This window comes from uncultured Paraglaciecola sp. (genome assembly GCF_963977085.1).
Classification (GTDB): domain Bacteria; phylum Pseudomonadota; class Gammaproteobacteria; order Enterobacterales; family Alteromonadaceae; genus Paraglaciecola.
Genome location: NZ_CAXBNC010000008.1, coordinates 111,649 through 133,135, shown reverse-complemented (window position 1 = coordinate 133,135; position 21,487 = coordinate 111,649). Strand labels below are relative to the sequence as shown.

16 protein-coding genes are annotated in these 21,487 nt (G+C 40.7%); 9 read left to right on the top strand and 7 right to left on the bottom strand.

All coding sequences use genetic code 11. The features are described 5' to 3' along the window. Positions 1 to 13 precede the first annotated feature (13 nt). The 4 genes from eno (at position 14) to AAC000_RS11665 (ending at position 6,630) form a co-directional block, all read left to right on the top strand. Positions 14 to 1,312, top strand: coding sequence for a phosphopyruvate hydratase (gene eno / locus AAC000_RS11680; protein WP_339722885.1), 1,299 nt, complete (start codon positions 14 to 16; stop codon positions 1,310 to 1,312). Between the two features lie 136 nt (positions 1,313 to 1,448). Then, entirely contained in the window at positions 1,449 to 2,093 is a 645-nt protein-coding gene (locus tag AAC000_RS11675; protein ID WP_339722884.1) for a hypothetical protein, read from the top strand. 695 nt (positions 2,094 to 2,788) lie between these two features. Next, positions 2,789 to 6,073 carry a carboxypeptidase-like regulatory domain-containing protein gene (locus AAC000_RS11670; RefSeq protein ID WP_339722882.1) on the top strand — a complete coding sequence of 1,095 codons (3,285 nt, stop codon included), beginning with the start codon at positions 2,789 to 2,791 and terminating at the stop codon, positions 6,071 to 6,073. 92 nt (positions 6,074 to 6,165) lie between these two features. Then, a complete protein-coding gene (locus tag AAC000_RS11665) occupies positions 6,166 to 6,630 on the top strand; it encodes a DUF2059 domain-containing protein (protein ID WP_339722881.1) in 465 nt (154 codons plus the stop codon). 760 nt (positions 6,631 to 7,390) lie between these two features. On the opposite strand, the gene AAC000_RS11660 is transcribed toward AAC000_RS11665, so the two are convergent. Continuing rightward, positions 7,391 to 7,846 carry a hypothetical protein gene (locus AAC000_RS11660; protein ID WP_339722879.1) on the bottom strand — a complete coding sequence of 152 codons (456 nt, stop codon included), beginning with the start codon at positions 7,844 to 7,846 and terminating at the stop codon, positions 7,391 to 7,393. Between the two features lie 595 nt (positions 7,847 to 8,441). Here AAC000_RS11660 and leuA point away from each other — a divergent pair. From leuA to leuD, 4 genes are read left to right on the top strand one after another with little or no spacing between them, the layout of a single operon-like run. After that, entirely contained in the window at positions 8,442 to 10,016 is a 1,575-nt protein-coding gene (gene leuA / locus AAC000_RS11655) for a 2-isopropylmalate synthase (protein ID WP_339722877.1), read from the top strand. Positions 10,017 to 10,021: 5 nt separating this feature from the next. After that, the gene (gene leuB / locus AAC000_RS11650; protein WP_339722875.1) at positions 10,022 to 11,107 is read left to right on the top strand and encodes a 3-isopropylmalate dehydrogenase; all 1,086 of its coding nucleotides are present in this window, start codon (positions 10,022 to 10,024) and stop codon (positions 11,105 to 11,107) included. Between the two features lie 18 nt (positions 11,108 to 11,125). After that, positions 11,126 to 12,538, top strand: a complete 1,413-nt coding sequence (gene leuC / locus AAC000_RS11645) for a 3-isopropylmalate dehydratase large subunit (RefSeq protein WP_339722874.1) — start codon at positions 11,126 to 11,128, stop codon at positions 12,536 to 12,538. 17 nt (positions 12,539 to 12,555) lie between these two features. Then, positions 12,556 to 13,167 carry a 3-isopropylmalate dehydratase small subunit gene (leuD, locus tag AAC000_RS11640; protein ID WP_339722873.1) on the top strand — a complete coding sequence of 204 codons (612 nt, stop codon included), beginning with the start codon at positions 12,556 to 12,558 and terminating at the stop codon, positions 13,165 to 13,167. A 57-nt stretch (positions 13,168 to 13,224) separates the two neighbouring features. Here leuD and AAC000_RS11635 read toward each other — a convergent pair whose 3' ends face one another. From AAC000_RS11635 to AAC000_RS11620, 4 genes are all read right to left on the bottom strand, one after another. Then, complete coding sequence (locus AAC000_RS11635) at positions 13,225 to 13,866, bottom strand: hypothetical protein (RefSeq protein WP_339722871.1); 642 nt, start codon at positions 13,864 to 13,866, stop codon at positions 13,225 to 13,227. 3 nt (positions 13,867 to 13,869) lie between these two features. Further along, the gene (locus AAC000_RS11630; RefSeq protein ID WP_339722869.1) at positions 13,870 to 14,358 is read right to left on the bottom strand and encodes an RNA polymerase sigma factor; all 489 of its coding nucleotides are present in this window, start codon (positions 14,356 to 14,358) and stop codon (positions 13,870 to 13,872) included. A gap of 285 nt (positions 14,359 to 14,643) precedes the next feature. Next, positions 14,644 to 15,201: a zf-TFIIB domain-containing protein gene (locus AAC000_RS11625; protein WP_339722867.1), complete on the bottom strand. Its 558-nt coding sequence runs from the start codon at positions 15,199 to 15,201 to the stop codon at positions 14,644 to 14,646. A gap of 100 nt (positions 15,202 to 15,301) precedes the next feature. Next, positions 15,302 to 17,059, bottom strand: coding sequence for a monovalent cation:proton antiporter-2 (CPA2) family protein (locus AAC000_RS11620; RefSeq protein ID WP_339722865.1), 1,758 nt, complete (start codon positions 17,057 to 17,059; stop codon positions 15,302 to 15,304). Positions 17,060 to 17,214: 155 nt separating this feature from the next. Between AAC000_RS11620 and AAC000_RS11615 the strand changes: the two genes are divergently transcribed. Beyond that, a complete protein-coding gene (locus AAC000_RS11615) occupies positions 17,215 to 17,661 on the top strand; it encodes a hypothetical protein (RefSeq protein WP_339722863.1) in 447 nt (148 codons plus the stop codon). 29 nt (positions 17,662 to 17,690) lie between these two features. Here AAC000_RS11615 and AAC000_RS11610 read toward each other — a convergent pair whose 3' ends face one another. Together AAC000_RS11610 and AAC000_RS11605 are read right to left on the bottom strand one after the other, a co-directional pair. Continuing rightward, entirely contained in the window at positions 17,691 to 20,081 is a 2,391-nt protein-coding gene (locus AAC000_RS11610) for a hypothetical protein (RefSeq protein ID WP_339722862.1), read from the bottom strand. 13 nt (positions 20,082 to 20,094) lie between these two features. Then, positions 20,095 to 21,444, bottom strand: a complete 1,350-nt coding sequence (locus AAC000_RS11605; RefSeq protein WP_339722860.1) for an MFS transporter — start codon at positions 21,442 to 21,444, stop codon at positions 20,095 to 20,097. Positions 21,445 to 21,487: the final 43 nt, after the last annotated feature.

The following is a 21,487-nucleotide window of genomic DNA, read 5'->3' as shown; positions in this document are numbered from 1 at the left end:
GAAGGCAACAACCATGTCAAAAATTAGCAAAATTATCGGCCGTGAAATCATGGACTCCCGTGGTAACCCAACGGTAGAAGCAGATGTGTATTTAGAGTCTGGCGCTATGGGCAGAGCAGCAGCGCCTTCAGGAGCGTCAACCGGTTCTCGTGAAGCCTTAGAATTACGTGATGGCGACAAAAGCCGTTATTTAGGTAAAGGTGTATTAAAAGCTGTCGCTGCAATAAATGGCGATATTCAATCTGCTTTATTAGGCAAAGATTCTCTAGCCCAAGGTGAAATCGATCAAATCATGATCGACTTAGATGGCACAGAAAACAAAGAAAAATTTGGTGCAAATGCCATTTTAGCCGTTTCATTAGCAGTAGCGAAAGCAGCAGCAAATGCAAAAGGTGTGCAATTGTTTGAACACATTGCTGACTTAAACGGCACGCCAGGTGTTTACTCTTTACCTCTACCAATGATGAACATCATCAACGGTGGTGAGCATGCTGATAACAATGTTGATATCCAAGAATTTATGATTCAACCTGTTGGCGCAGAAAGCTTTAAAGAAGCATTACGTATGGGCGCAGAAATATTCCATGCACTTAAAAAAGTATTATCTGCAAAAGGCTTAAACACAGCGGTTGGAGATGAAGGTGGTTTCGCACCAGATTTAGCATCAAACGCTGACGCTTTAGCGGTAATCAAAGAAGCGGTTGCAGCAGCAGGTTACGAGCTAGGTAAAGACGTGACTTTAGCCATGGATTGTGCGGCTTCTGAGTTCTACAACAAAGAAACTGCTATCTACGACCTTAAAGGTGAAGGCAAACAATTCACAGCTAACGAATTCTCTGATTTCTTAGCAACACTTTGTGATCAATACCCAATTGTTTCAATTGAAGATGGCTTAGATGAGTCAGATTGGGATGGCTTTGCTTACCAAACCAAATTATTAGGCGACAAAGTTCAAATCGTGGGTGATGACTTATTCGTAACAAACACTAAGATTTTAGCCCGCGGTATCGAAAATGGCATTGGTAACTCAATCTTAATCAAGTTTAACCAAATCGGTTCTTTAACCGAAACATTAGCCGCTATCAAAATGGCTAAAGATGCTGGTTTTACCGCTGTTATCTCACATCGCAGCGGTGAAACTGAAGATGCCACTATCGCTGATTTAGCGGTGGGTACAGCTGCTGGTCAAATCAAGACAGGTTCTTTATGTCGTTCTGATCGTGTATCTAAGTACAACCAATTATTACGAATTGAAGAATTCTTAGGCGACAAAGCTATCTTTAACGGTTTATCTGAAGTTAAAGGTCAATAATCGCTCTTATGCTATTTGTAGTTAATAAAACTGCAAATTCTGTGGCATAGAGTATAAAATGGTCAGCTAACGCTGGCCATTTTTAGTTTTAAGCATATTTAACAACGTCATAACGAAAGCACTAATACAAGCAACTATGCAAACTTCCCACTCTCAACAGGTAGACATTTTTTCTGACGATCAGCGACAGCTGCACTATGCTGAATTATGTAATGCCCTATATGAGCGCGAACTTGCCAGTTTAGCCCAGCAAAAAATAAACAATGTAAGTCTATTGCAACGAAAAATTGCAGGCCTAAGACACCATGTTAAACGCGCCGCTTATAGCCTGTTAGAACACCACTCACCTCTAAAAGTCGATATTCACAATGCCAGTTGGCAAGCAAAACAAGCCGCAAAATGTATGGCCAATAGTTTTAATGCCGAAAAAACCCAACTATGGTTTTCTAGCAATATTCAAATTGGCTGTACTATTGCTATTCACGTTAAACAACTTGGCTATGAACATATTGAATTGGACTCCATAGACAGAATCGAATTAACCACTCAAAGATTACATACTAATAAGTTTGGTTGGTTCAAAATCAATGGAGAGTTTGCCGAAGACAATTATAGGCGAACAGAAGTGCTTAGTTTAAGACTACTAAAACCCAGCAAAGCAATTTTAACTGCAGCCTGTTGTGGTCATACTTGGGTACATAAAGGTAAAGGTCAACAAAGGGCGTTGTCTTTAAGGGAGTTACTTTTATCCTTAAGTATCAATTGGAAGACCTTTCGATAATTAATCAATAAAGCCACAACATCAGACTTAAACTCTTGTTGAATAAAGTGAATTTCTGCTTCCACTTATCCAAAAATAAAACACAAATCATTACTCTACTAAAGGCAAACACTAACCAAAAGTGCCTTACCCGCCCCAAAAATAAATTATTTATATATTTTTGCATCCCCCGAATATCTATTAGGTATTGCCAATTTAACTATGTTCAGAACAGTAAACCTTCAAAAAGTTCCCTTTTTTCAGCATAAAACCTCTAAAAAGTTACATTTTGAGTAAACTAATTACAAATTGTTGATAAATTTGCGTACTTCTAGCCCTCCTTCACTATATACTTTGTAACTCGTAGAATACGTCATGGATTATGTGTTGAACGAATTTGATTTAGGTGCTTGACGGCTATGCTTCTATCATTATACAATTTTGTTTGACGTCATATAGTTATGCCAGTTAAATAGTTATATGTTACGTAAAATTTTGTTTTGAAACAGAACTACTACGAAGGATTGTTATAGGTTTTAACTATGAATAAGTGTTTCTACGGTAAATGTTATTTGTCAATAACAAATATATGATGATATATTGCTTGCCCGTAAAACATGATAATGTTGCAAACCGAAAAACAGGATTGAAATGTACTCAATATGTTCACATAGAAAGTACTTAATAATATTTAAATAAATAGGAACACTATAATAATGGTTAATACAACTCAATTTTATAAAACTAAAGTAGCGCTAGCAGTAGTCCTAAGTTTAGGTTTGGCTGCATGTGGCGATTCAGAAGGTGATGCTGGTAGCACATCAACGTCCCAAACTGATGCACCTAGTGCTGGCTCAGAAGCAATAAATAAAGCGACTGGTTCAATCCAAGGTGTGGTATTGGACACGAACGCTGAGCCAGTTGTAGGCGCAACTGTTACTGTTGCAGGTCAAACTGCGGTCACAGACTCTGCGGGTACGTACTTGTTTGATGATGTACAAGTGACAAATGTTGCTGGTTCTGATGATGACACTGGTCACGCCGCTTTTGTTATTGTTATTCAAGCGCCAGAAGGTTATGCGTCAACAGCAACGGTAAATGTTACGCCTAGTGCTCAAATTGATGCTGAAAATAATGATGAAACTGGAATTCCATTAACTACTTTTATAGATGGGTTCTTAGCGCAAGCTGGCACAGCTGTAATTCCGAAGTTGGAATCATCAGTTGAAGGTTATGTACGTAACGATATTACCGGTGAGCCAATTGCGAATGCAAAAATCGTGTTAGATTTTACTGGTGTAGCTGCGTCAACTGCTTCGGGTACAGTAAATACGCCTAATGGAAATGTTAGCTTGTCAGGTCAAACTGTTTCTGTTACGACAGATGATGAAGGTCATTTCTTGTTTGAAGGTGTTTCGAACGATTCTAATTTCGACTTGTCAATCTCTGGCTACTCTTTTGTTACTCCGGCTACTGGTCAAACTCAAACAGATTTTGCAGGTACTACAGCAGAACAAGTTGAAACTTGGGTTGGCACATTAACAGCAATAGCTAATACAAGTTCAGATACTAAACCCCCGTTCATTACAAGTGTTGACAGTTCAATTGGCGCCGCAGCTGATGCATACAACATGCTTGAACCTGGTTTTGATGGTACAACAGGTATCGTTTTTAATATTTCAGAAGCGGTATCGCAAACAATTGATGCAACTAACGTTTCAGTTTGGAGTGAAACTCTACAGGCTTATAAAGCGGTAGCTTCTGTAGAGCAAACGGCTACTACATTAAAAGTAACTCTTACTGATGCAGTAGCTTCAGGTGAAGAAATTCATGTCTTGTTCCAAATGAATGAATTGCGTGATGGTGCTGGTAACTTGTTTACAGTTACTGAGCCTTCTACTGACTTAGCGTATACAGTTGCAAATGGTACTCAAACAACTTACGCTGAAGTGCGTTTGCAAGGTCACTTCGTTGCTGATACATCTGCAGCTATTACACTTGCTCAAACTTGGAGTGAAGCAACTACTGATGCTTATGAAGATTCAGATGGTAACGTTCAAGCCGGTGTAAATCGTTTAAATAGCGATCCTGCTGATAGTTCTACTCGTATGGAAAATCGTTTAGACGCTGAAGATGATGGTTTGTTAAATGCAAGTGGTTCTGCTGTTGTAGGTACTACTGCAACAATTTCTGTTGACCAAACTGCTGGTACATCTTACCTACTAAGCGTACCGACCGGTGCTGTTGTTAAAAATGGCGCTACAGCTGCAGTTATTTCAGCTGCAGATTACGGCACGAATGGTATCACTAATAGCTCGTTGATTATTGAGCTTGTTGATGTAGGTGATGAAGTTTCTGTTACTCCATTAGATGATTTCTCTAACCCTGGTACAGAGCAATCAATTGAATTGACAGATAACGTACCTGCTACTACTGCTCTTCAAGAGTCTTACGGTTTAGGTGAGATTGCTCCATTAGTATTTGGCGGTGGTGTTGATACGGTAATTGATGGCGGTGAAAACTCTGTTTTAGGTACTTCAGGTACTGCTGGTGACCCATTAATTTATGTTACTCCACGTTTATTGGCTGGTTCAGATGCAAATTGGGCTTCTGATATCTTAGCCGGTGATGAAATCTTTGACGGTTTAGGTGGATTGCCTACTGCAGACACTTTAACTACTGGTGTTGCACCACAAGATATTCCTAGTGAAGCTTATACTGCTGATCAGTGGGCTGCATTTGCTGCTGCACCTGTCACTGCTACTTTCGGTATTTCGTTCACTGAAGAAGTTGCTGTAACTGGCACGCCGGCTTGGGCAGGTACTGCTACATTGACTGACTACTTGTCAGCTACTGATAGCGCGACTTCAAATGACGCAAGTTCTGTTTTAGTTAACTCAAACTTTGTTGGTCTGGTTGTAACTACAAACGATGTGTTAACTTTAGGTAACGTTGACGCAAATAATTCATCTGCTAATGCAGTTAACTTTACTGATGTTGTAGCAGATGATGCTGGTAACAATTCAGGTGTTGACAGTAAGGCTCGCGTTGCTTTTGCTGATGCATTACCTCCATTTGTTGTTTCAGCCTCATTAACTGTTCCTTCATTCACTGTAGTGTTCAACGAAAGCATTGACGATAGCGACTGGGAAACTGAAGTGTTAGCAATGACATTGCAAGATGACGCAGTTGGTGCAACTTCACTTTCTGGCGCTGGTTTTACCGCTGCTGATTTATCTATCTCAACTGATGGTACTACCGTAACATTTGATAATGACGGTTTAACAAGTGGTGAATTTACTGCTCTAATTGGTTTGTTCAGTAACGGTGCGGTTGAAACTGTACTTGATAACAGTGAAGCCGATGATAGTTACGATTTTGCTGAAGGTGGTACTGTACGTGGTCATGCTCGTCTAGACTTCAGTGGCGTAACTGATGCAGTAGCTGACAACGACAATGCTCTTGGTCAGCAAACTAACTCTTGGTCTGCTTACGTTAATGATATCTATAACGATGGTACAAATGCACTAGAGATGCCTTCTGCTCCATTGTTTATGGCTTGGTCAGAAATTCCTGAATTTGATGCTACTTTGAACTTAGTTGATGGTGTTGATGGTGATACAGTATTCACTCTTACGCTAACAACAGGTAATGGTTTATCATTTGATTTAGATGCATCATTTGACCAAACAGCAGGTGCGTTAAGTAACATTACTAATGCAAATGTTGCTTCTGGCCCATTAGCGTTAACAGGCGAGCAAGTTGATGACTTACTAAGCTTCACTACCGGTGGCGCAGCTACTGATATAGTTGACGGTTCAAGTAGTGGTTTGATTGCACAAGGCGGTACTAGTATTTCATTCTCACTAACGTTTGATGCTGCATTAGCGACTAACGATCAAATATTGTTTGATAATGCTTCGTTAGAAAACGCTAACCAAGTGGTCGATACATTAGGTCGTTTAGACCCAGTTCAAGCGGTAGTTGTTCCACTTAACTAATCTACTTAACCAGTAGAAGGTTTGAACTTTAATAAAAAGAAGCCCTCGGGCTTCTTTTTTTTTATAATTTATTTTATTGATGGAAAGAAATCGTGTTAACAAGAGTACTTACAACGTCCCTACTTTTACTAGTAGTAGCTACTAAAACGAGTAGTGCACAAACTATTCCTCCTGAAGGGCTAGTCATGAAACTTGAACCTTTAGGCACTAAGTTAGCAAAAACATTTGTCACACCTGAAATGCTACTTGAATATAAAAAACAGCTCGCACAGCGCATCATTCAAGCCCATCCTCAGTACAGCGGCCAAGAACAAAAAATAGAGTTATGGCTCGAAAAAGAGTTCAAGCTAGATGAATACTTTTTCTATCTCGGCCAACAGTTAGGGCAAAAATTTAACAAGGAGGAAATTGATACAATAGTAAAGTTTCTGTCTACCCCAGTAGGAAAAAAATTGCTTAAAGAGAGTAACTTTATGTCAAGAGAAAGCGCGAGAATAGCGGCAGCACTAGTGCAAAAAAAACTGCCATCGCTACTCAATGAAAATAGCAAGAAGTAGGATCAATATAGCAATAGGTTAGATTACTAATGATATAGGTAACTCACTAAATAATTTTTATCTGAAATTAAAAAGTATCATTCACTGTGGGAGGAATTTCATAGGCTTATTAGAAGCTGTAACAACTATTGTATAACTGCCACTAAGTAAAAGACATCAAGAGCCATTCCTATAGTTCGACAATTAAAAAACATTTACAGCCAACAATTATGGCTCGACATCGACTACTTTTATGTTGCCACTATAACGAGCAAGTACACATTTATTTAACGAAGCCACCACTAGTGTCAATACATGTACGCAAACAATGTAAGGAAATTAAGCGCCTGGAAATTGTTTGCTATTTCTATATTAAACAGCCCCACTAGCTATTTCAGAAATGGCATTGATTGTATTCAATCCAGTAAACTTCTTCTGGGTACTCTATGATCAATAAGTAAGACACTTGAAGAACGTCATTTTTAATGAGCTGAGGGAAGCTCAACTGTTTTAAGGAAATTTTCCAATGCCGCGAACGACTAGAAGTCTCCCCCTCTCTTTTTCTCTTGTTGTTAGTATAGTCTTATATTAGTTTTAACGAAGATGATTAAACTAGGAGCAACTACCTAACGCACTCACTGTAGCGAAGGTAATAAGCGATTTTGAGATATTAAAAGATTACATGATGTAAAAAGAAAGGTATTGAAAAAGATCACTAAAAACCCAGCAAGTAAATGTTCTAACCATTACTTGCTGGATTTTAGCTACTAAAAATTAGTTTCTACTGTTTAATAAGTTCCTGATTTCCAGATTTTAAGTTGCCGTTTTTTAACAAAGCCATTTCTATAATTTGCAGAGGGAAAACCGTTGTGTCTCTATCTTCAGCGAAGGTAAGAGTTATTAAGTTTTTATTAAGAACATAACTCCCCGTGGAATTACCCGATAAATCTTTAGGCCTACTCATTGTGCGAGTATGATCAAATGTTCCATCACTATTCAATGTGTATACTTGTTTAGCAGCCATCTTTTCATTTTCTACGATTATAGCATATGTACCATAGACTCCGGCTTGATCATCATCCGATAATTGATATTCTTCGTACATTTCTTGTTTTTCCTTTACTTCTATATTTTGTTCTGTAGTTGTTATATTTGATTCGGTATCTTCATTACTCACTGCACTATAAATTAAATAAGCAGATAAAATGATTCCTAATCCAATTAATACTTTATTCATTAATGTTGTACCTTTTGTGGTGGCTTCTTAAGTTTTGCTATTATATGGGAAATTGATTTAGCCATAAAGTTCCATCACATTGGAAATTTAAGACGATTTTAACCATTCAATTCAGAACAGTATTAAAGCAACCAAGACATGGGGACGACTGTTATCATTTACTACAAACCAGTAAAGAAAAATGAATAAATAGTAATAAAACCACAGCTTGTACACTGAAGTACTCTTTGTGCTTTGAGTTAGTTAAGCAATTTGAAAAGAACAATTTGCCTCCTATCGCAGTAACAACACCTAAAAATTTAAATTTATACCTTTAAGTTATATGTTTTCTGGCAATCGGTGGTTGACGTGTTGGGGCTATCCGCGTTACAAATACGCATCAATTTTGTGATGCGCAAATGTAAGAATTTTAAACATGTTAAACATGAATAACGCTTTTTTATCTACTTTACTCCTGCTGGCAGCAAGACTGCACGGGTAGGTTGTAAGCAAGCGTTGACCAGTTTACAAAACCCGTGCTTAGCACGGGTTTTTTGTATGTGTATTTCTGCGATTACTTAGGGTAATCAATCAATAGAGCAATAAGGGGAAAGGTATGTCTGGCCAAAACAATGCAAACCAGGTCAAAATTTTCGACACCACCTTGCGGGACGGCGAACAAGCCTTGCCTGCCAGTTTAAGTGTTAAGGAAAAATTAAAAATTGCTCTGGCTCTAGAACGTCTTGGCGTAGACATTATCGAAGCAGGTTTTCCGGTGTCGTCTCCTGGTGATTTTAAATCAGTACAAACTATCGCCCGTGAAATAAAAAATGCCACTGTGTGTGGTTTGTCGCGTGCCTTAGCCAAAGACATTGATGCCTGCGGTGAGTCCTTAAAAGTAGCCGAACAGTTCCGCATTCATACCTTTATTGCCACCTCTGATATTCATGTGAACACTAAATTACGTAAGTCTCAGGATGAAGTAGTAGAAATGGCGGTACAAGCTGTCAAACATGCCCGCCGTTATACCAACGATGTTGAGTTTTCTTGCGAAGACGCAGGCCGAACCCATATTGATTACTTATGCCGCATGGTAGAAGCCGCCATTAACGCTGGGGCCACTACAGTGAATATCCCTGACACAGTGGGCTACACTACCCCAACCGAATTTGGTGGCATCATTCAAAACCTATTTAACCGTGTACCTAACATCGATAAAGCAATCATTTCAGTGCATTGCCACAATGATCTAGGTTTAGCGGTTGCCAACTCGTTGGCGGCTGTGGAACAAGGCGCCAGACAAGTAGAAGCCACCATTAATGGTTTAGGTGAGCGCGCGGGTAATTGTTCATTAGAAGAAATCGCCATGATACTGCAAACTCGTCAAGCACGACTTGGGCTGCATACCAATATCAAAAGTGAAGAGATATCACGTACTTCTAAATTGGTCAGCAATTTGTGCAATATGCCGGTACAAGCGAATAAGGCGATTGTTGGGGCTAACGCCTTTAGTCATTCTTCAGGTATTCACCAAGATGGCGTATTAAAAGGTCAAAATACCTACGAAATCATGACTCCAGAAAGTGTCGGCATCAACAAAAACAATTTGAATCTCACCTCTCGCTCTGGCCGACATGTGATTAAACATCGCTTGTTTGAGTTAGGTTATAAAGAAACCGACTTTGACTTAGAAACAGTGTACGAAGCTTTTGTTAAACTCGCCGACAAAAAAGGCCAAGTGTTTGACTATGACTTAGAAGCACTATTGTTTTTCAGCCAAACCAAACAAGAAGACGAACATTATAAACTGACTTATTTACAGGCCAATTCAGGTAAAGAAATCATACCTAGCGCCACAGTGCGTATGATGGTGGGCGACCAAGAAATAACCGAATCGGCCACAGGCAATGGTCCAGTAGATGCCGCTTACAATGCCATTACTAAAGTAGTGGGCCACAACCAAGTAGAGATTGTCGACTTCAAACTGGATTCCAAAGGTGAAGGTGCCAACGCTTTGGCCCAAGTATCTGTTATCGCCGAATACAAAGGTCGCCGTTTTAATGGTATTGGTTTGGCAACAGACATTGTGGAATCAGGGGTGAAGGCGTTAATTTACGTATTAAACAACACACATTTAGCAGATCGGATTGATCAGCAAAAAGAACAACAAGTAAAAATTGCAGGGGTATAGAAAGAATGTCTGACTACAACATAGCAGTATTGGCTGGCGATGGGATTGGCCCAGAGGTCATGGTTGAGGCCAAAAAAGTGTTAGCAGCCGTTAGCAAAAAATTTAATATTTCGTTTAATCTCAGCGACTTCGATGTCGGTGGCATCGCCATAGATAATCATGGCAAAGCCCTACCCGCTGCCACACTAAAAGGTTGCGAAGACGCAAGCGCGATATTATTCGGTTCGATTGGAGGTCCAAAATGGGACAGCTTACCTTTAGAAGAACGCCCTGAACGCGCCGCTCTTTTAGCCTTACGCGGGCACTTTGATTTATTCAGTAACTTACGCCCAGCGAAAATCTACCCTGGACTGGAAAACTTTTCTCCTCTTAGGGCCGATATTGCGGCCGCAGGCTTTGATGTATTAGTCGTGCGTGAACTGACTAGTGGCATATACTTCGGTCAACCCAAAGGGCTTGAAGGCGAAGGTGAAGAACAGTTTGCTTATGACACTATGCGTTATAGCAAAAGAGAAATTCGCCGTATTGCTATTAGTGCTTTTGAAGCGGCGCAAAAACGTGGCAAAAAAGTCACCTCGGTAGACAAAGCTAACGTATTGGTATGTAGCCGTTTATGGCGAGAAGTAGTCGAAGAAGTGGCGAAAGACTACCCCGAAGTCGAACTTGAACACATCTATATCGACAACGCGACTATGCAGCTTATTCGTGATCCGGGTCAGTTTGATGTGATGTTATGTTCGAACTTGTTTGGTGACATTATTTCTGACGAATGTGCCATGATCACCGGCTCAATGGGGCTACTTCCCTCAGCCAGTATCAACCAAGACAATTTTGGTATGTACGAACCTGCTGGTGGTTCAGCCCCAGATATCGCAGGTAAAGGCATTGCCAACCCTATTGCGCAAATTTTGTCAGCATCCATGTTATTACGTTTTAGCTTAAACGAAACAGCAGCGGCCGATGCAATTGATGCAGCCGTAGTGAAAACCTTAAGTGATAGCATACTAACAGGCGATTTACTTAGCCCTGAGCAACGTCATTTAGCTAAAAATACCAGTGAAGTGGGCGACTATATCGCCGCGTTAATTTAATAAATTTAGGAATTAGTCATGGCTACCACCTTATATGACAAAATATGGCAAGCGCATATTATCGATGCGAAAAAAACTTCAGAAACCGGTGAAGAAGGACTCATTTATATAGACAGACATTTGATCCACGAAGTCACCACCCCACAAGCTTTTGCTGGTCTAGAAGAAAAAGGCCGTAAAGTCCGTTGCCCAGAGCGCACCTTTGCGACTATGGATCACAGTATTTCTACTCGCTCTTTGGCGCTAGATGCTTGTGGCCCAACCAATAAACTACAACTACAAACCTTGGCAGACAACTGCAAAAAGCACGGAATTGAGTTATTCCCTGTGGGTCATCAAAAACAAGGTATTGTGCATGTTATGGGACCAGAGCTTGGTTTGATTCAACCTGGCATGACAGTCGTGTGTGGTGATTCACACACGGCAACACACGGCGCTTTTGGTGCTTTGGCCTTTGGTATTGGTACCTCACAAGTTGAGCATGTGTTTGCGACCCAAACGCTGAAACAAAGCAAAGCAAAAAGCATGAAAGTGCAAGTCAATGGTAGTTTGCCTATTGGTATCACCGCCAAAGACATTATCTTGGCTATCATAGGCAAAATTGGCCATGCTGGCGCCACTGGCCACGTGATTGAATATTGTGGCGAAGCGATTTCTGCACTTTCTATGGAAGAGCGTATGACGGTTTGCAACATGAGTATTGAAGCGGGCGCAAAAGCCGGTTTAATTGCCCCAGACCAAACCACTTTTGATTACCTTAAGGCGCGTGAATACGCCCCTAAAGGTCAACATTGGGAACAAGCCGTCGCTTACTGGAACACCTTAGTATCTGACGCAACAGCCAGCTTTGACACTGTTATCGAATTAGAAGCCGCAGATATCACGCCACAAGTCACTTGGGGCACCAACCCAGGGCAAGTAATAGGCGTAAATCAAGCTGTGCCCTCCCCTAGCGATTTTTCAGATCCCATAGATAAAGACTCTGCCAACAAAGCCCTTAAATATATGGACTTAACGCCCGGTCAAAAACTGTCTGATTTAACCGTTAACAACGTGTTTATAGGCTCATGCACCAATGGTCGCATCGAAGACATGCGCGCCGCAGCAGCCATAGCAAAACACGGCAAAGTGGCAGCGGGTGTGACCGCTATAGTGGTACCGGGTTCGGTATCAGTGAAAGCCCAAGCTGAAGCCGAACACTTAGATAAAATATTTATCGATGCAGGTTTTGAATGGCGTTTGCCGGGTTGCTCAATGTGCTTAGGCATGAACGACGACATCCTTAAACAAGGTGATCGCTGCGCTTCAACTAGTAACCGGAACTTTGAAGGTCGTCAAGGCCGTGGTGCGCGCACCCACTTAGTTAGCCCCGCTATGGCTGCGGCTGCAGCATTGGCTGGTCACTTCGCCGATGTGCGCGACTATCAATAGGCAATAAGGAATCCATCATGACAACAGCTGGAATTAATATCCATACAGGTACGGCTATGCCTCTAAATCAAGCCAATGTGGATACTGACCAAATTATCCCTAAACAATTCTTAACGGCAGTAACGCGCAGTGGTTACGGTAAACATTTATTTCATGATTGGCGTTACCTCGACCAACATGAACAAGTGCCCAATCCTGACTTTGTGTTCAACAAGGCAGAACACCAAGGTGCCAGTATCTTGCTGACCCGAGAAAACTTTGGTTGTGGTTCAAGTCGTGAACATGCCCCTTGGGCGCTCGACGACTATGGTTTTAAGGTGGTTATTGCCACTAGTTTTGCAGACATTTTTTACGGTAACTGTATCAACAATCAATTATTACCTGTTCAGCTTACCAGTAGCCAAATGGATCAACTTTTTGATTTGGTTGAAAATGACGCTGCTGCGCAAATCACAGTAGACTTGCAACAACAAAAAGTCACTGTGGGCGAACTAAGTTTTAATTTTGACATTGCCGAGCAGCATAAAACCAACTTGTTAAAGGGTTTAGATGCAATTGGTCAAACCTTAGAGCTAGACGATAAAATTACCGCTTTTGAGAATAACTTGCCCGAGTGGCAAAAAGCGTAAATGCAGCTATCAATTCAAACGGCTCTTTTAGAGCCGTTTTTTATTATGGCTAAATCATTACTTTCTCAACTCTTCCATATCAGCAATTAACTCTTCTAGCTTTTTAAACTGGTGGCCATACACCATATTGAGATCCCATTGATAAATCGCTTCAGCGTATCTAGCAAAAAAAACCATACCCACTACTAAAGCAACCCAAATATAATAGGGTTGCCCCAGAATAATTAGACTCGTTGGAAATACTTCAAGTAATAATGCAATCAATTTACCCCCCGCTTTACTCACAATCGCTTGAGTGGCCATGCCAAGAAAAAACAGTGGATAGAATATTCTGTAATAACCTGAATACACCTTTATCGAATTTTTTAACCAGTGATTAAAAGTCACAATATAGTCATAACTGCTTTGACCTTTTGACAAATCTACAGATTTTTTAAGCTCCTTCTTAGCTATGATGACTATTGGAGCAAGTAAGCAACAAATATATAATCCCAAAAATGGTGCACCAACAAGACTCATAATAATGAGCATAACTACACAGCCCCAGACTATGGCTTTAATATTGACTGCAAACATATTTAGTAGCTTGTCTACTAGGTTCTGTGACTTGCGATTATATAAATCATTTACTTTAGGGGCTGACAAATGTGCCTCGTTCACAAAACCTTCTTTCCACATCACTTCAATTGATTTACTCATGTGTTAGCCCTCTGGATTGATATATTTATTAAGCCTGTCTTTAATTCGCTTGATACGCACACCAATATTGTTGGCATTACTGCCAATAATTTCGGCTATTTCTTCATATGACTTTTCTTCTAGATAAAGCAAAATAACGGCTCTGTCTGTTTCAGATAAATGTTTGATGGCAGCATACAATTGATTAATTTCATCGCTTACAAATGCCTTGCTGTCATCAATCACTTCTTCAGGTAAAGAGTCCGACACTATTTGTTTGTCGCCATTCTTGCGTCGCTTTAAATAAGTCAGGCATACGTTGAGTGAGATACGATATATCCACGTTGACCATGCACTTTCTTGGTTAAAGTTATCTCTACTGCGCCAAATTTGCAGACAGACTTCTTGGTAATAATCTTCAAAATCTTCTTGGCTATTGGTATAAGCGCGACAGATTTTAATGATAATTCCCGCAAACGGCAGTATAGATAATTGGTAAAAGTCACTTCCCATTTAAATTCTGTAATCCGATTATTTGTTTTGCATAGTTAGTGGCAGAGTGTCAGAGTTTATTACTTAAAAATTTACTATTTTTTATTTATTAATAAGTAACTGACGAAATTAAGGTTATCAAAAAAGATTAGAACAGGCTCTTCGCTAAATCACGATAGCGATAATGACGCCTAAAAATTTTCGTGCATGTGATAATTTGCTTAGACAATGTTTTTGTTTATCTTTCGTTGGTTTGCGAATGCACGAAAGATAAACAACAAATTTAGGTGATGAATTGCACTAGCGTTAACGCCTAGCAGAATAGGGATCTTCGGCCATTAAATAAGCACGTAAGTCGGCTTTATGGGGTTGCGACTGTAGCCAATCACGCATTTCTTTTACTTTGGTATACGCTTCATCACCAAACCTATCACGGTAAATATCACTGAGGTGTTCTTTGGCACTGTCCTGGCGAATTTTTCGTTGCCAAGAATCAGTTACTAATGCATTGAGGCTGCCGGCTAACCCTTCACGGATCAATAATTCCCATTCACCTTTATCTAACCATAAACCACCTATGGCCGAACTATAATCCAGTCTATGACTATTGTGCGCTGAGATCTTAAATTTACGCATTATAGTGTGAGTAACTGGACACAATATCGCGTGCTTTTTCTCTAAAGCTTCCACTTCTTCGAATTGGATATCTTTGGCAAATTCATAATTAGGATGGCGTTCACGCCATGCAGCGTAATCCTCAATTAAAATCCAATCGCCACCACAATCTGAGCAGGTGTGCGCCCTGAATAAACCGTCGATAAAGCTGGGATTAAGTGTGCCTTTACTACAAGCCGTGCATTTCATATTACGCTCTATTTTTAATCGAAACGAATGTCAAATATGCCAGATAAGCAAGGTCTAGCCAAGTAAAAGCAGCGAAAGCCAATGGAAGCCCTATAGTGAATTAATCCATATTTTGTTTATCTTCTTCAAACAAATGTTGCAGTTCTAAGCGCCCTTGTTTGCTGATTTTAAGTAGTTCCTCAAAATCCATATTTTGCATCAAGGTATTTTCTAACAAGTGTTTATCATGAGCAGCAAATATATCGATTAAACTTTTGGCTTCGGCATCGCCTAGCCCGTAGGCTTGTAGCAGCATATAAGCGGCTTCTAACCCGCCCGAGAAAACTTCCCTGACATTAGTATGAATACCGAGATTAGATAGTTTAATTGCCGTGAATCGATTTCTTGCCCTAGCAATTATCTTAACCTCTGGAAAATGTTCTTTAACTAACTCAGAAATTTTTAAGGCGTCGTCTTCATCATCCACTGCCACCAAAAGCACTTTAGCGTGTGCAATCCCCGCTGCTTCTAATAGATCTAGTCGACAAGCATCACCAAAAAACACTTTATTGCCAAACTGCTTCACAAACTCAATATGTTCTGCGTCTTTATCCAGTGCAGTAAAAGGAATATTATTGGCGGCTAAGATCCTGCCAGATACTTGACCAAAACGCCCAAACCCAGCAATCAGTACTTCTGGCTCACTCAGTTCAGCCTTAGAGTCATAAACAGCCGGGCAGTTTTTACTGGTAAACCATAAACTATGCAAAATAACTAAAGGTGCCGTTAACGCCATAGATATCCCCACAATTAATGTCACCTCACTACTAATTTGCAGCGGTATTATGCCGTTACTTGCAGCTTGTGCCATTACCACAAAAGCAAATTCGCCCCCTTGGGATAACATTAAAGCGACGCGCCAAGCATCAGTGTTGCTTTGCTTAGCTAATTTAAACACCGAGAAAATAATCAGAGTTTTAACTAACACCAGTAGCAGGCTTGCTGACACAATAAAAAGGGGCTCAGACATTAAAATCCCTAAGTCTAAGTTCATACCTATGGCAATAAAAAACAAGCCAAGTAACAAACCTTTAAAGGGCTCTATTTCAGTTTCAAGCTGATGTCGAAAACTAGAATTGGCTAACAACATACCCGCCACAAATGCTCCCATTCCCATCGATAGTCCTGCTTCCTCCATGCCAATAGCCGTCGCCATAACAATAAGCAGTGCTGCTGCTGTCATCACCTCTTCGCTACCGTACTTAGACACTATACGTAAAAAGGGGTTAGTTAAATAACGCCCTACGGCTAAAACGACAACTATCGCTAATACGCCCACCCACCACGCTGGGGCCTCAGTATTAGTAGTGGTTGAGAGATGTTCCACTAGCAGTAAGATTGGAATGACTGCTAAGTCTTGCATGAGTAAGATAGAAAAGCCCTGCTGACCAGGTGGCGATTTAAGAATCCGATGTTCAGTCATAAGCTGCACTGCAAAAGCCGTAGAGGACAAAGCCAAAGACAAACCTATTACCAGTGAAATCACCAAAGAAAATGCCATTAAGTAATGCAGAATAAGTCCAATCACTAAGGCGCTAATCAGCAGTTGTCCACCACCTGTAAATAAAATTTGATTGCGCATGCCCCACAGTTTTTCTGGCTGTAATTCTAGGCCAATCACAAATAACAGTAGCACCACCCCCAACTCTGCAAAGTGTAATATGGTGGCAGGATCATTGACCCAATTCATCACTTGGGGACCAATCACCAAGCCTGCGACTAAGTAGCCTAATATTGCACCTAACTTAAACTTCTTAAAAATAGGCACCGCAATCACAGTGGCGGCTAAAAAAATTACTGCTGATCCTAAAATACTCATCAAATTGACCTATCTTTATGTAATACGAAATAGTGTGAAGAAAATAACGACTCTATTCAATCCGCTATTTGAAATAGTGAAAATGTAAATTCGCCTAATATTTAACCATTTGTTAATGTTAAACTTCGAGTTAATGATTTAACGAGAGAATTCCAATGAACGTGACAATGAATAACCCTAATACCACTGCGCCCATTTGGTTTGTTATTTTAGCGATTGTTCTCACTGTTTGGAATCTAATTGGAGTCATGCTTTTTTTGCAGCAAATGGCAATGACCGCAGAACAAATAGCGGCACTGCCCGAAAAACGACAGCTATTACTTCAAAACATTCCGTTTTGGGTAAACATTGCTTTTGGTTTTGCGGTGTTTGCTGGCACTTTAGGCTGTATTGCATTAGCGTTGAAAAAAAGCATAGCCTTAGCTTTTTTGTTAATTTCCCTAGTTGGTGTAATAGTGCAAATGTTTCATGCTTTTGTTCTCACCCAATCCTACGAGTTATATGGTCCTGGAGGCGCACTTTTGCCCCTGATGGTAATAGTCATTGCACTCTTTCTCGTTTGGCTAACAGTTAACGCTAAGTTAAAGGGATGGATAAACTAAGTCGAGGCAATAGATGGTTGCACTACCCTTTATGGTAAAGGTAGCTCAACCGTCACGTCCCATGTTTTACCTGCTTGAATATCGCTGATAATTTGCCCTGCAATACATTCTCCGTTTACTATCAAGCGCTGCTCTGATAGCTCGCGATTTCTAGTGTAAGTCACATTAAAGGTTGCGCCTCTAAACTTTCGGGTAATGCGGGCTGTTTGCCAAGCATCTGGCAAATGCGGTGCAATACGCAAACCTTGTTTACACCCTACCACACCAAATAAGTTTTCAATTAAACAACGATAAAACCACGCCACTGTACCCGTATTAAATAATTGGCTCGATTTCCCCGCTTCATTTGGATATTGATAAAACGCGCCACGATAATAATTAGGAATGAACAAAGGCAGTTGTCCACGTTGTAACATGCTGTCTTGGTCGGGCAACATCTTTTTAAGTTGCTCAAAAGCCAGATTGCCCTCTCGTAATGTATACAAACTGTAGGCATAAAATGCATTCGCGTGATTATATACAGAGCCGTTTTCGGCGGTACCTGGAAATTTCTGAGTAACACGGCCAATGTCTTCCACCATTTGTGTATAACAAGGCGCCAGCATCATACAACCGTATGGGGTGTCTAAATTTTGCTTAATAGCTTGCAGCATCAAAGGGACTTGTTGTTTGTTCGCCGCACCACTTAAAAATGCCCAACTTTGTGGATTCAGGAATATCTTACCTTCATCATCTTTATCGGTGCCAAACACTCTACCGTCATCAGTAATGCCTCGGGCAAATCTATCCCTGGCCCAACAATGTTGATTAACTTGTTGATTAATTTTTTCAGCTTGCCCTATTAAATATTGCCCGTCATTAGAGACACAACCAAAAGCATCTCGTTCAATCTGAACCCAGACATTAATGGCATATGCCGACGCTAAACTGAGCCATGCAGACACCCCTTTGCCTTTATAGCCCACCATATTCATGGGATCACACCAATCACCTTGATTGATATAACTTAAACCACGTGCATCACGGCTTTTATCCAGCCAATGCATTGCCTTAACAATATGTTCAGCTACTGTGGCTGAATCTTGTGAATCACTAAAACCCACTTGTTGATCCAACAACCCATAATCCGCGGTTTCGTCTAAATAGGCTTTTAAACAAATAGGTAACCAAACACAGTGATCTGTATGGGGCACTTGATTAATATATTTGAGTTCTGCACCTTCTTTAAGCAATACACCATCGGGCATTTCACCGCTGTAATGCTGTTGACTAAGAGCAAGAATAAAAGCATCACGGCTGACTTGGGGTTTAATGTAAGCCATGCCCATATTATCTTGCAGATAATTACGGGTTTGTGGATCAGTAGTTAAACGATTCACATCACCATGATAATAAAGCTGCCGTGACATCCAGTGATTAACATAAGCATCAAACTCGACATCTGGCGTATTGACTTGAATGACTCCCTGACCTTGCTTCAAATAAGCCTGATATTTGCATGCAGTCTGGTTAAAAGTTTGGGCAGCATGACTCAAAAATTGCTCGATGTATTCACCGATCTGTTGTTGATCCTTGCCAGGACCAAACAACAAATTAACGTTTGTAGACTGCCCTGCTTGCAAAGACACATTAAACTGCATAACGGCAGTAGGTGTACAATAGTTAGCACTACTGTTGTTTAACAAGGGCTGTTGAGTGGCAGACGGACAATGTAATCCTCCCTCACCTTCAAATACTTGCTGACTGGTCTCCCATGCATCAACAAGTCTATCCGCAGCCAAAAACGTCAGCTCATGCAGCGACTGATTTTTAAAGTAATCTTGTACTTTCTGATAAGGTTCAATACTACGACACACCAGCGCATTTATCTCAGGTTCAAACTGCCCCGATTGATTCATCCATGAGCGGTATCCAATAGGAAAATACGGGTAAATACTCAAATCTCTGTCAGTACCTGACAAGTCTTCGACTGTCACCTGCCAACATTCAATTGCGGTTTCTGTTGGCAAACGTAAACATAAAGTGAGTCGAATCTGATTAAACTCAGATAGCCAAGTGATTTGATCTGGCTCTGGGATAAACGCAAATCTATCAAGGTCGGCTCGCACAGGCTCATAAGGCCCTGAAAACAGAACACCATTGGTATTATCTTTGACATACACAAAACGCCCTGGATGGTGGGCATAATAAGGCTGTTCGGGTTGCATAAAGGTTTTTGCCTCAAGCGCAGGTCCAGATACATATTTACCCGCTTCAGGCTGCATAAATTGTGCAATAGCGTAACCGCGACAATTCGCCTGAATAAGCATGTTTTTGTTCCATAGAAAGCCACTAGCATTGGGCAGTAACTTAGGACTTTTTAAAACATAGCGAGCGCCACCATCAAGGCATTCCAAGGTATTTTGATCAATTTTCAACATCAGGAGCCCTTACTTATTGGTCGTATTTTAGCGCTGAATGCAACATCTTCATTTGCGCCTCATCTAAGCTATAAAAACGCACCACAAATACAGCTAAAGCAGCAAAAATAGCGGGGACAACTGTCATAAGTAAAAGAATGCCCTGTTCTGATCCACTGGTTTGCGCCTGATTAGCCACGTAGCCAAGTGCACCAAGGGTCCATCCAATCATTGCCCCTGCTACAGCACCACCTAACTTTTGCGAAAACGCCGCAGCTGAAAAAATCATGGCCGTTGCTCGGCGACCGGTTTTGTATTCCGAATAATCGGCCGTATCTGCATACATAGAAAAAACTAACGGAGATTTAGGGCCTAAACACAAACCAATAGCAGCATGTATGCTAAATATTAACCATATTTGCTCTTTGGGCACAAAATAGAAAAGTATCGACAGTACGGCTACCGCGCTCATCAATACCATTAGTAATTTTTTCTTATCTAAAAACTTGGTCAGTAGCGGTGTACTGGCAGCGCCGATTGCTAAAGAGATCATATAGATAGTTAGAAAGTCGCCAATTAAATCTTCACGCTCAACGTAATATTTAAAGTAGTAAGTGCCTGAACTACCGCGTAATGTAATAGTGACCATAACGATAAGAGCCAAACAAAACAGCACCACCCATGGCTTATTTTTAAACAAATCAAGAATATCTTGTTTAATCGGGGTGGACTCTTTTTGTGGCGCTTTGATTCGTTCTTTTGTGACTAAAAAAGTGAAAACAAAAAGTAGAATTGCAATGACACCATACAAAACCATAGTTAACTGCCAGCCGAGTTTTTCATCACCTTGACCGAACCATTCAACTAACTTCAAGGTGTACTGGGAAACAAAAATGCCTCCTGAAAAAGCTCCAATAAAACGAAAACTAGTCAGCATAGTACGTTGTTGGGAATTTGAGGTCATCACCCCTAACAATGCCCCGTAAGGCACATTGATAAAGGTATACGCCAACATCATTAATATATAAGTGCCATAGGCATAGAGTAACTTACCGCCTTCGTCTAAATCAGGCACAGTGAATGTCAATACACCTGCCGAGGCAATAGGCAAAGCCCCCCATAATAAGTAAGGTCTAAACTTACCAAATTGAGTTTTTGTGCGATCGGCCAGAGCCCCCATCATAGGATCGGTAAAGGCATCAATGATTCTAGTCACTAGCAGCATAGTGCCAACCGCAGCAGGAGATAATCCAAACACGTCAGTATAAAAATAAAGAAGAAAGCCGCTAAACACTCCCCAATATAAATTACTGGCGGTATCGCCTACTGCGTATCCGGCTTTTTCACCAAAAGATAACGGCTGACTTGAAGAACCTTGCTGCATAGTTTTATCTCGTTGTTCACTTTGCTATTGATAATGTGCAGAC

Coding starts and splice junctions, on each gene's coding strand:
- leuA (WP_339722877.1), top strand. CDS start 8,442: ATGTCTGGCCAAAACAATGCAAACCAGGTCAAAATTTTCGACACCACC.
- AAC000_RS11630 (WP_339722869.1), bottom strand. CDS start 14,358: ATGGGAAGTGACTTTTACCAATTATCTATACTGCCGTTTGCGGGAATT.
- AAC000_RS11620 (WP_339722865.1), bottom strand. CDS start 17,059: ATGAGTATTTTAGGATCAGCAGTAATTTTTTTAGCCGCCACTGTGATT.
- AAC000_RS11615 (WP_339722863.1), top strand. CDS start 17,215: ATGAACGTGACAATGAATAACCCTAATACCACTGCGCCCATTTGGTTT.
- AAC000_RS11670 (WP_339722882.1), top strand. CDS start 2,789: ATGGTTAATACAACTCAATTTTATAAAACTAAAGTAGCGCTAGCAGTA.
- leuB (WP_339722875.1), top strand. CDS start 10,022: ATGTCTGACTACAACATAGCAGTATTGGCTGGCGATGGGATTGGCCCA.
- leuD (WP_339722873.1), top strand. CDS start 12,556: ATGACAACAGCTGGAATTAATATCCATACAGGTACGGCTATGCCTCTA.
- AAC000_RS11610 (WP_339722862.1), bottom strand. CDS start 20,081: ATGTTGAAAATTGATCAAAATACCTTGGAATGCCTTGATGGTGGCGCT.
- AAC000_RS11625 (WP_339722867.1), bottom strand. CDS start 15,201: ATGAAATGCACGGCTTGTAGTAAAGGCACACTTAATCCCAGCTTTATC.
- eno (WP_339722885.1), top strand. CDS start 14: ATGTCAAAAATTAGCAAAATTATCGGCCGTGAAATCATGGACTCCCGT.
- AAC000_RS11660 (WP_339722879.1), bottom strand. CDS start 7,846: ATGAATAAAGTATTAATTGGATTAGGAATCATTTTATCTGCTTATTTA.
- AAC000_RS11675 (WP_339722884.1), top strand. CDS start 1,449: ATGCAAACTTCCCACTCTCAACAGGTAGACATTTTTTCTGACGATCAG.
- AAC000_RS11635 (WP_339722871.1), bottom strand. CDS start 13,866: ATGAGTAAATCAATTGAAGTGATGTGGAAAGAAGGTTTTGTGAACGAG.
- leuC (WP_339722874.1), top strand. CDS start 11,126: ATGGCTACCACCTTATATGACAAAATATGGCAAGCGCATATTATCGAT.
- AAC000_RS11605 (WP_339722860.1), bottom strand. CDS start 21,444: ATGCAGCAAGGTTCTTCAAGTCAGCCGTTATCTTTTGGTGAAAAAGCC.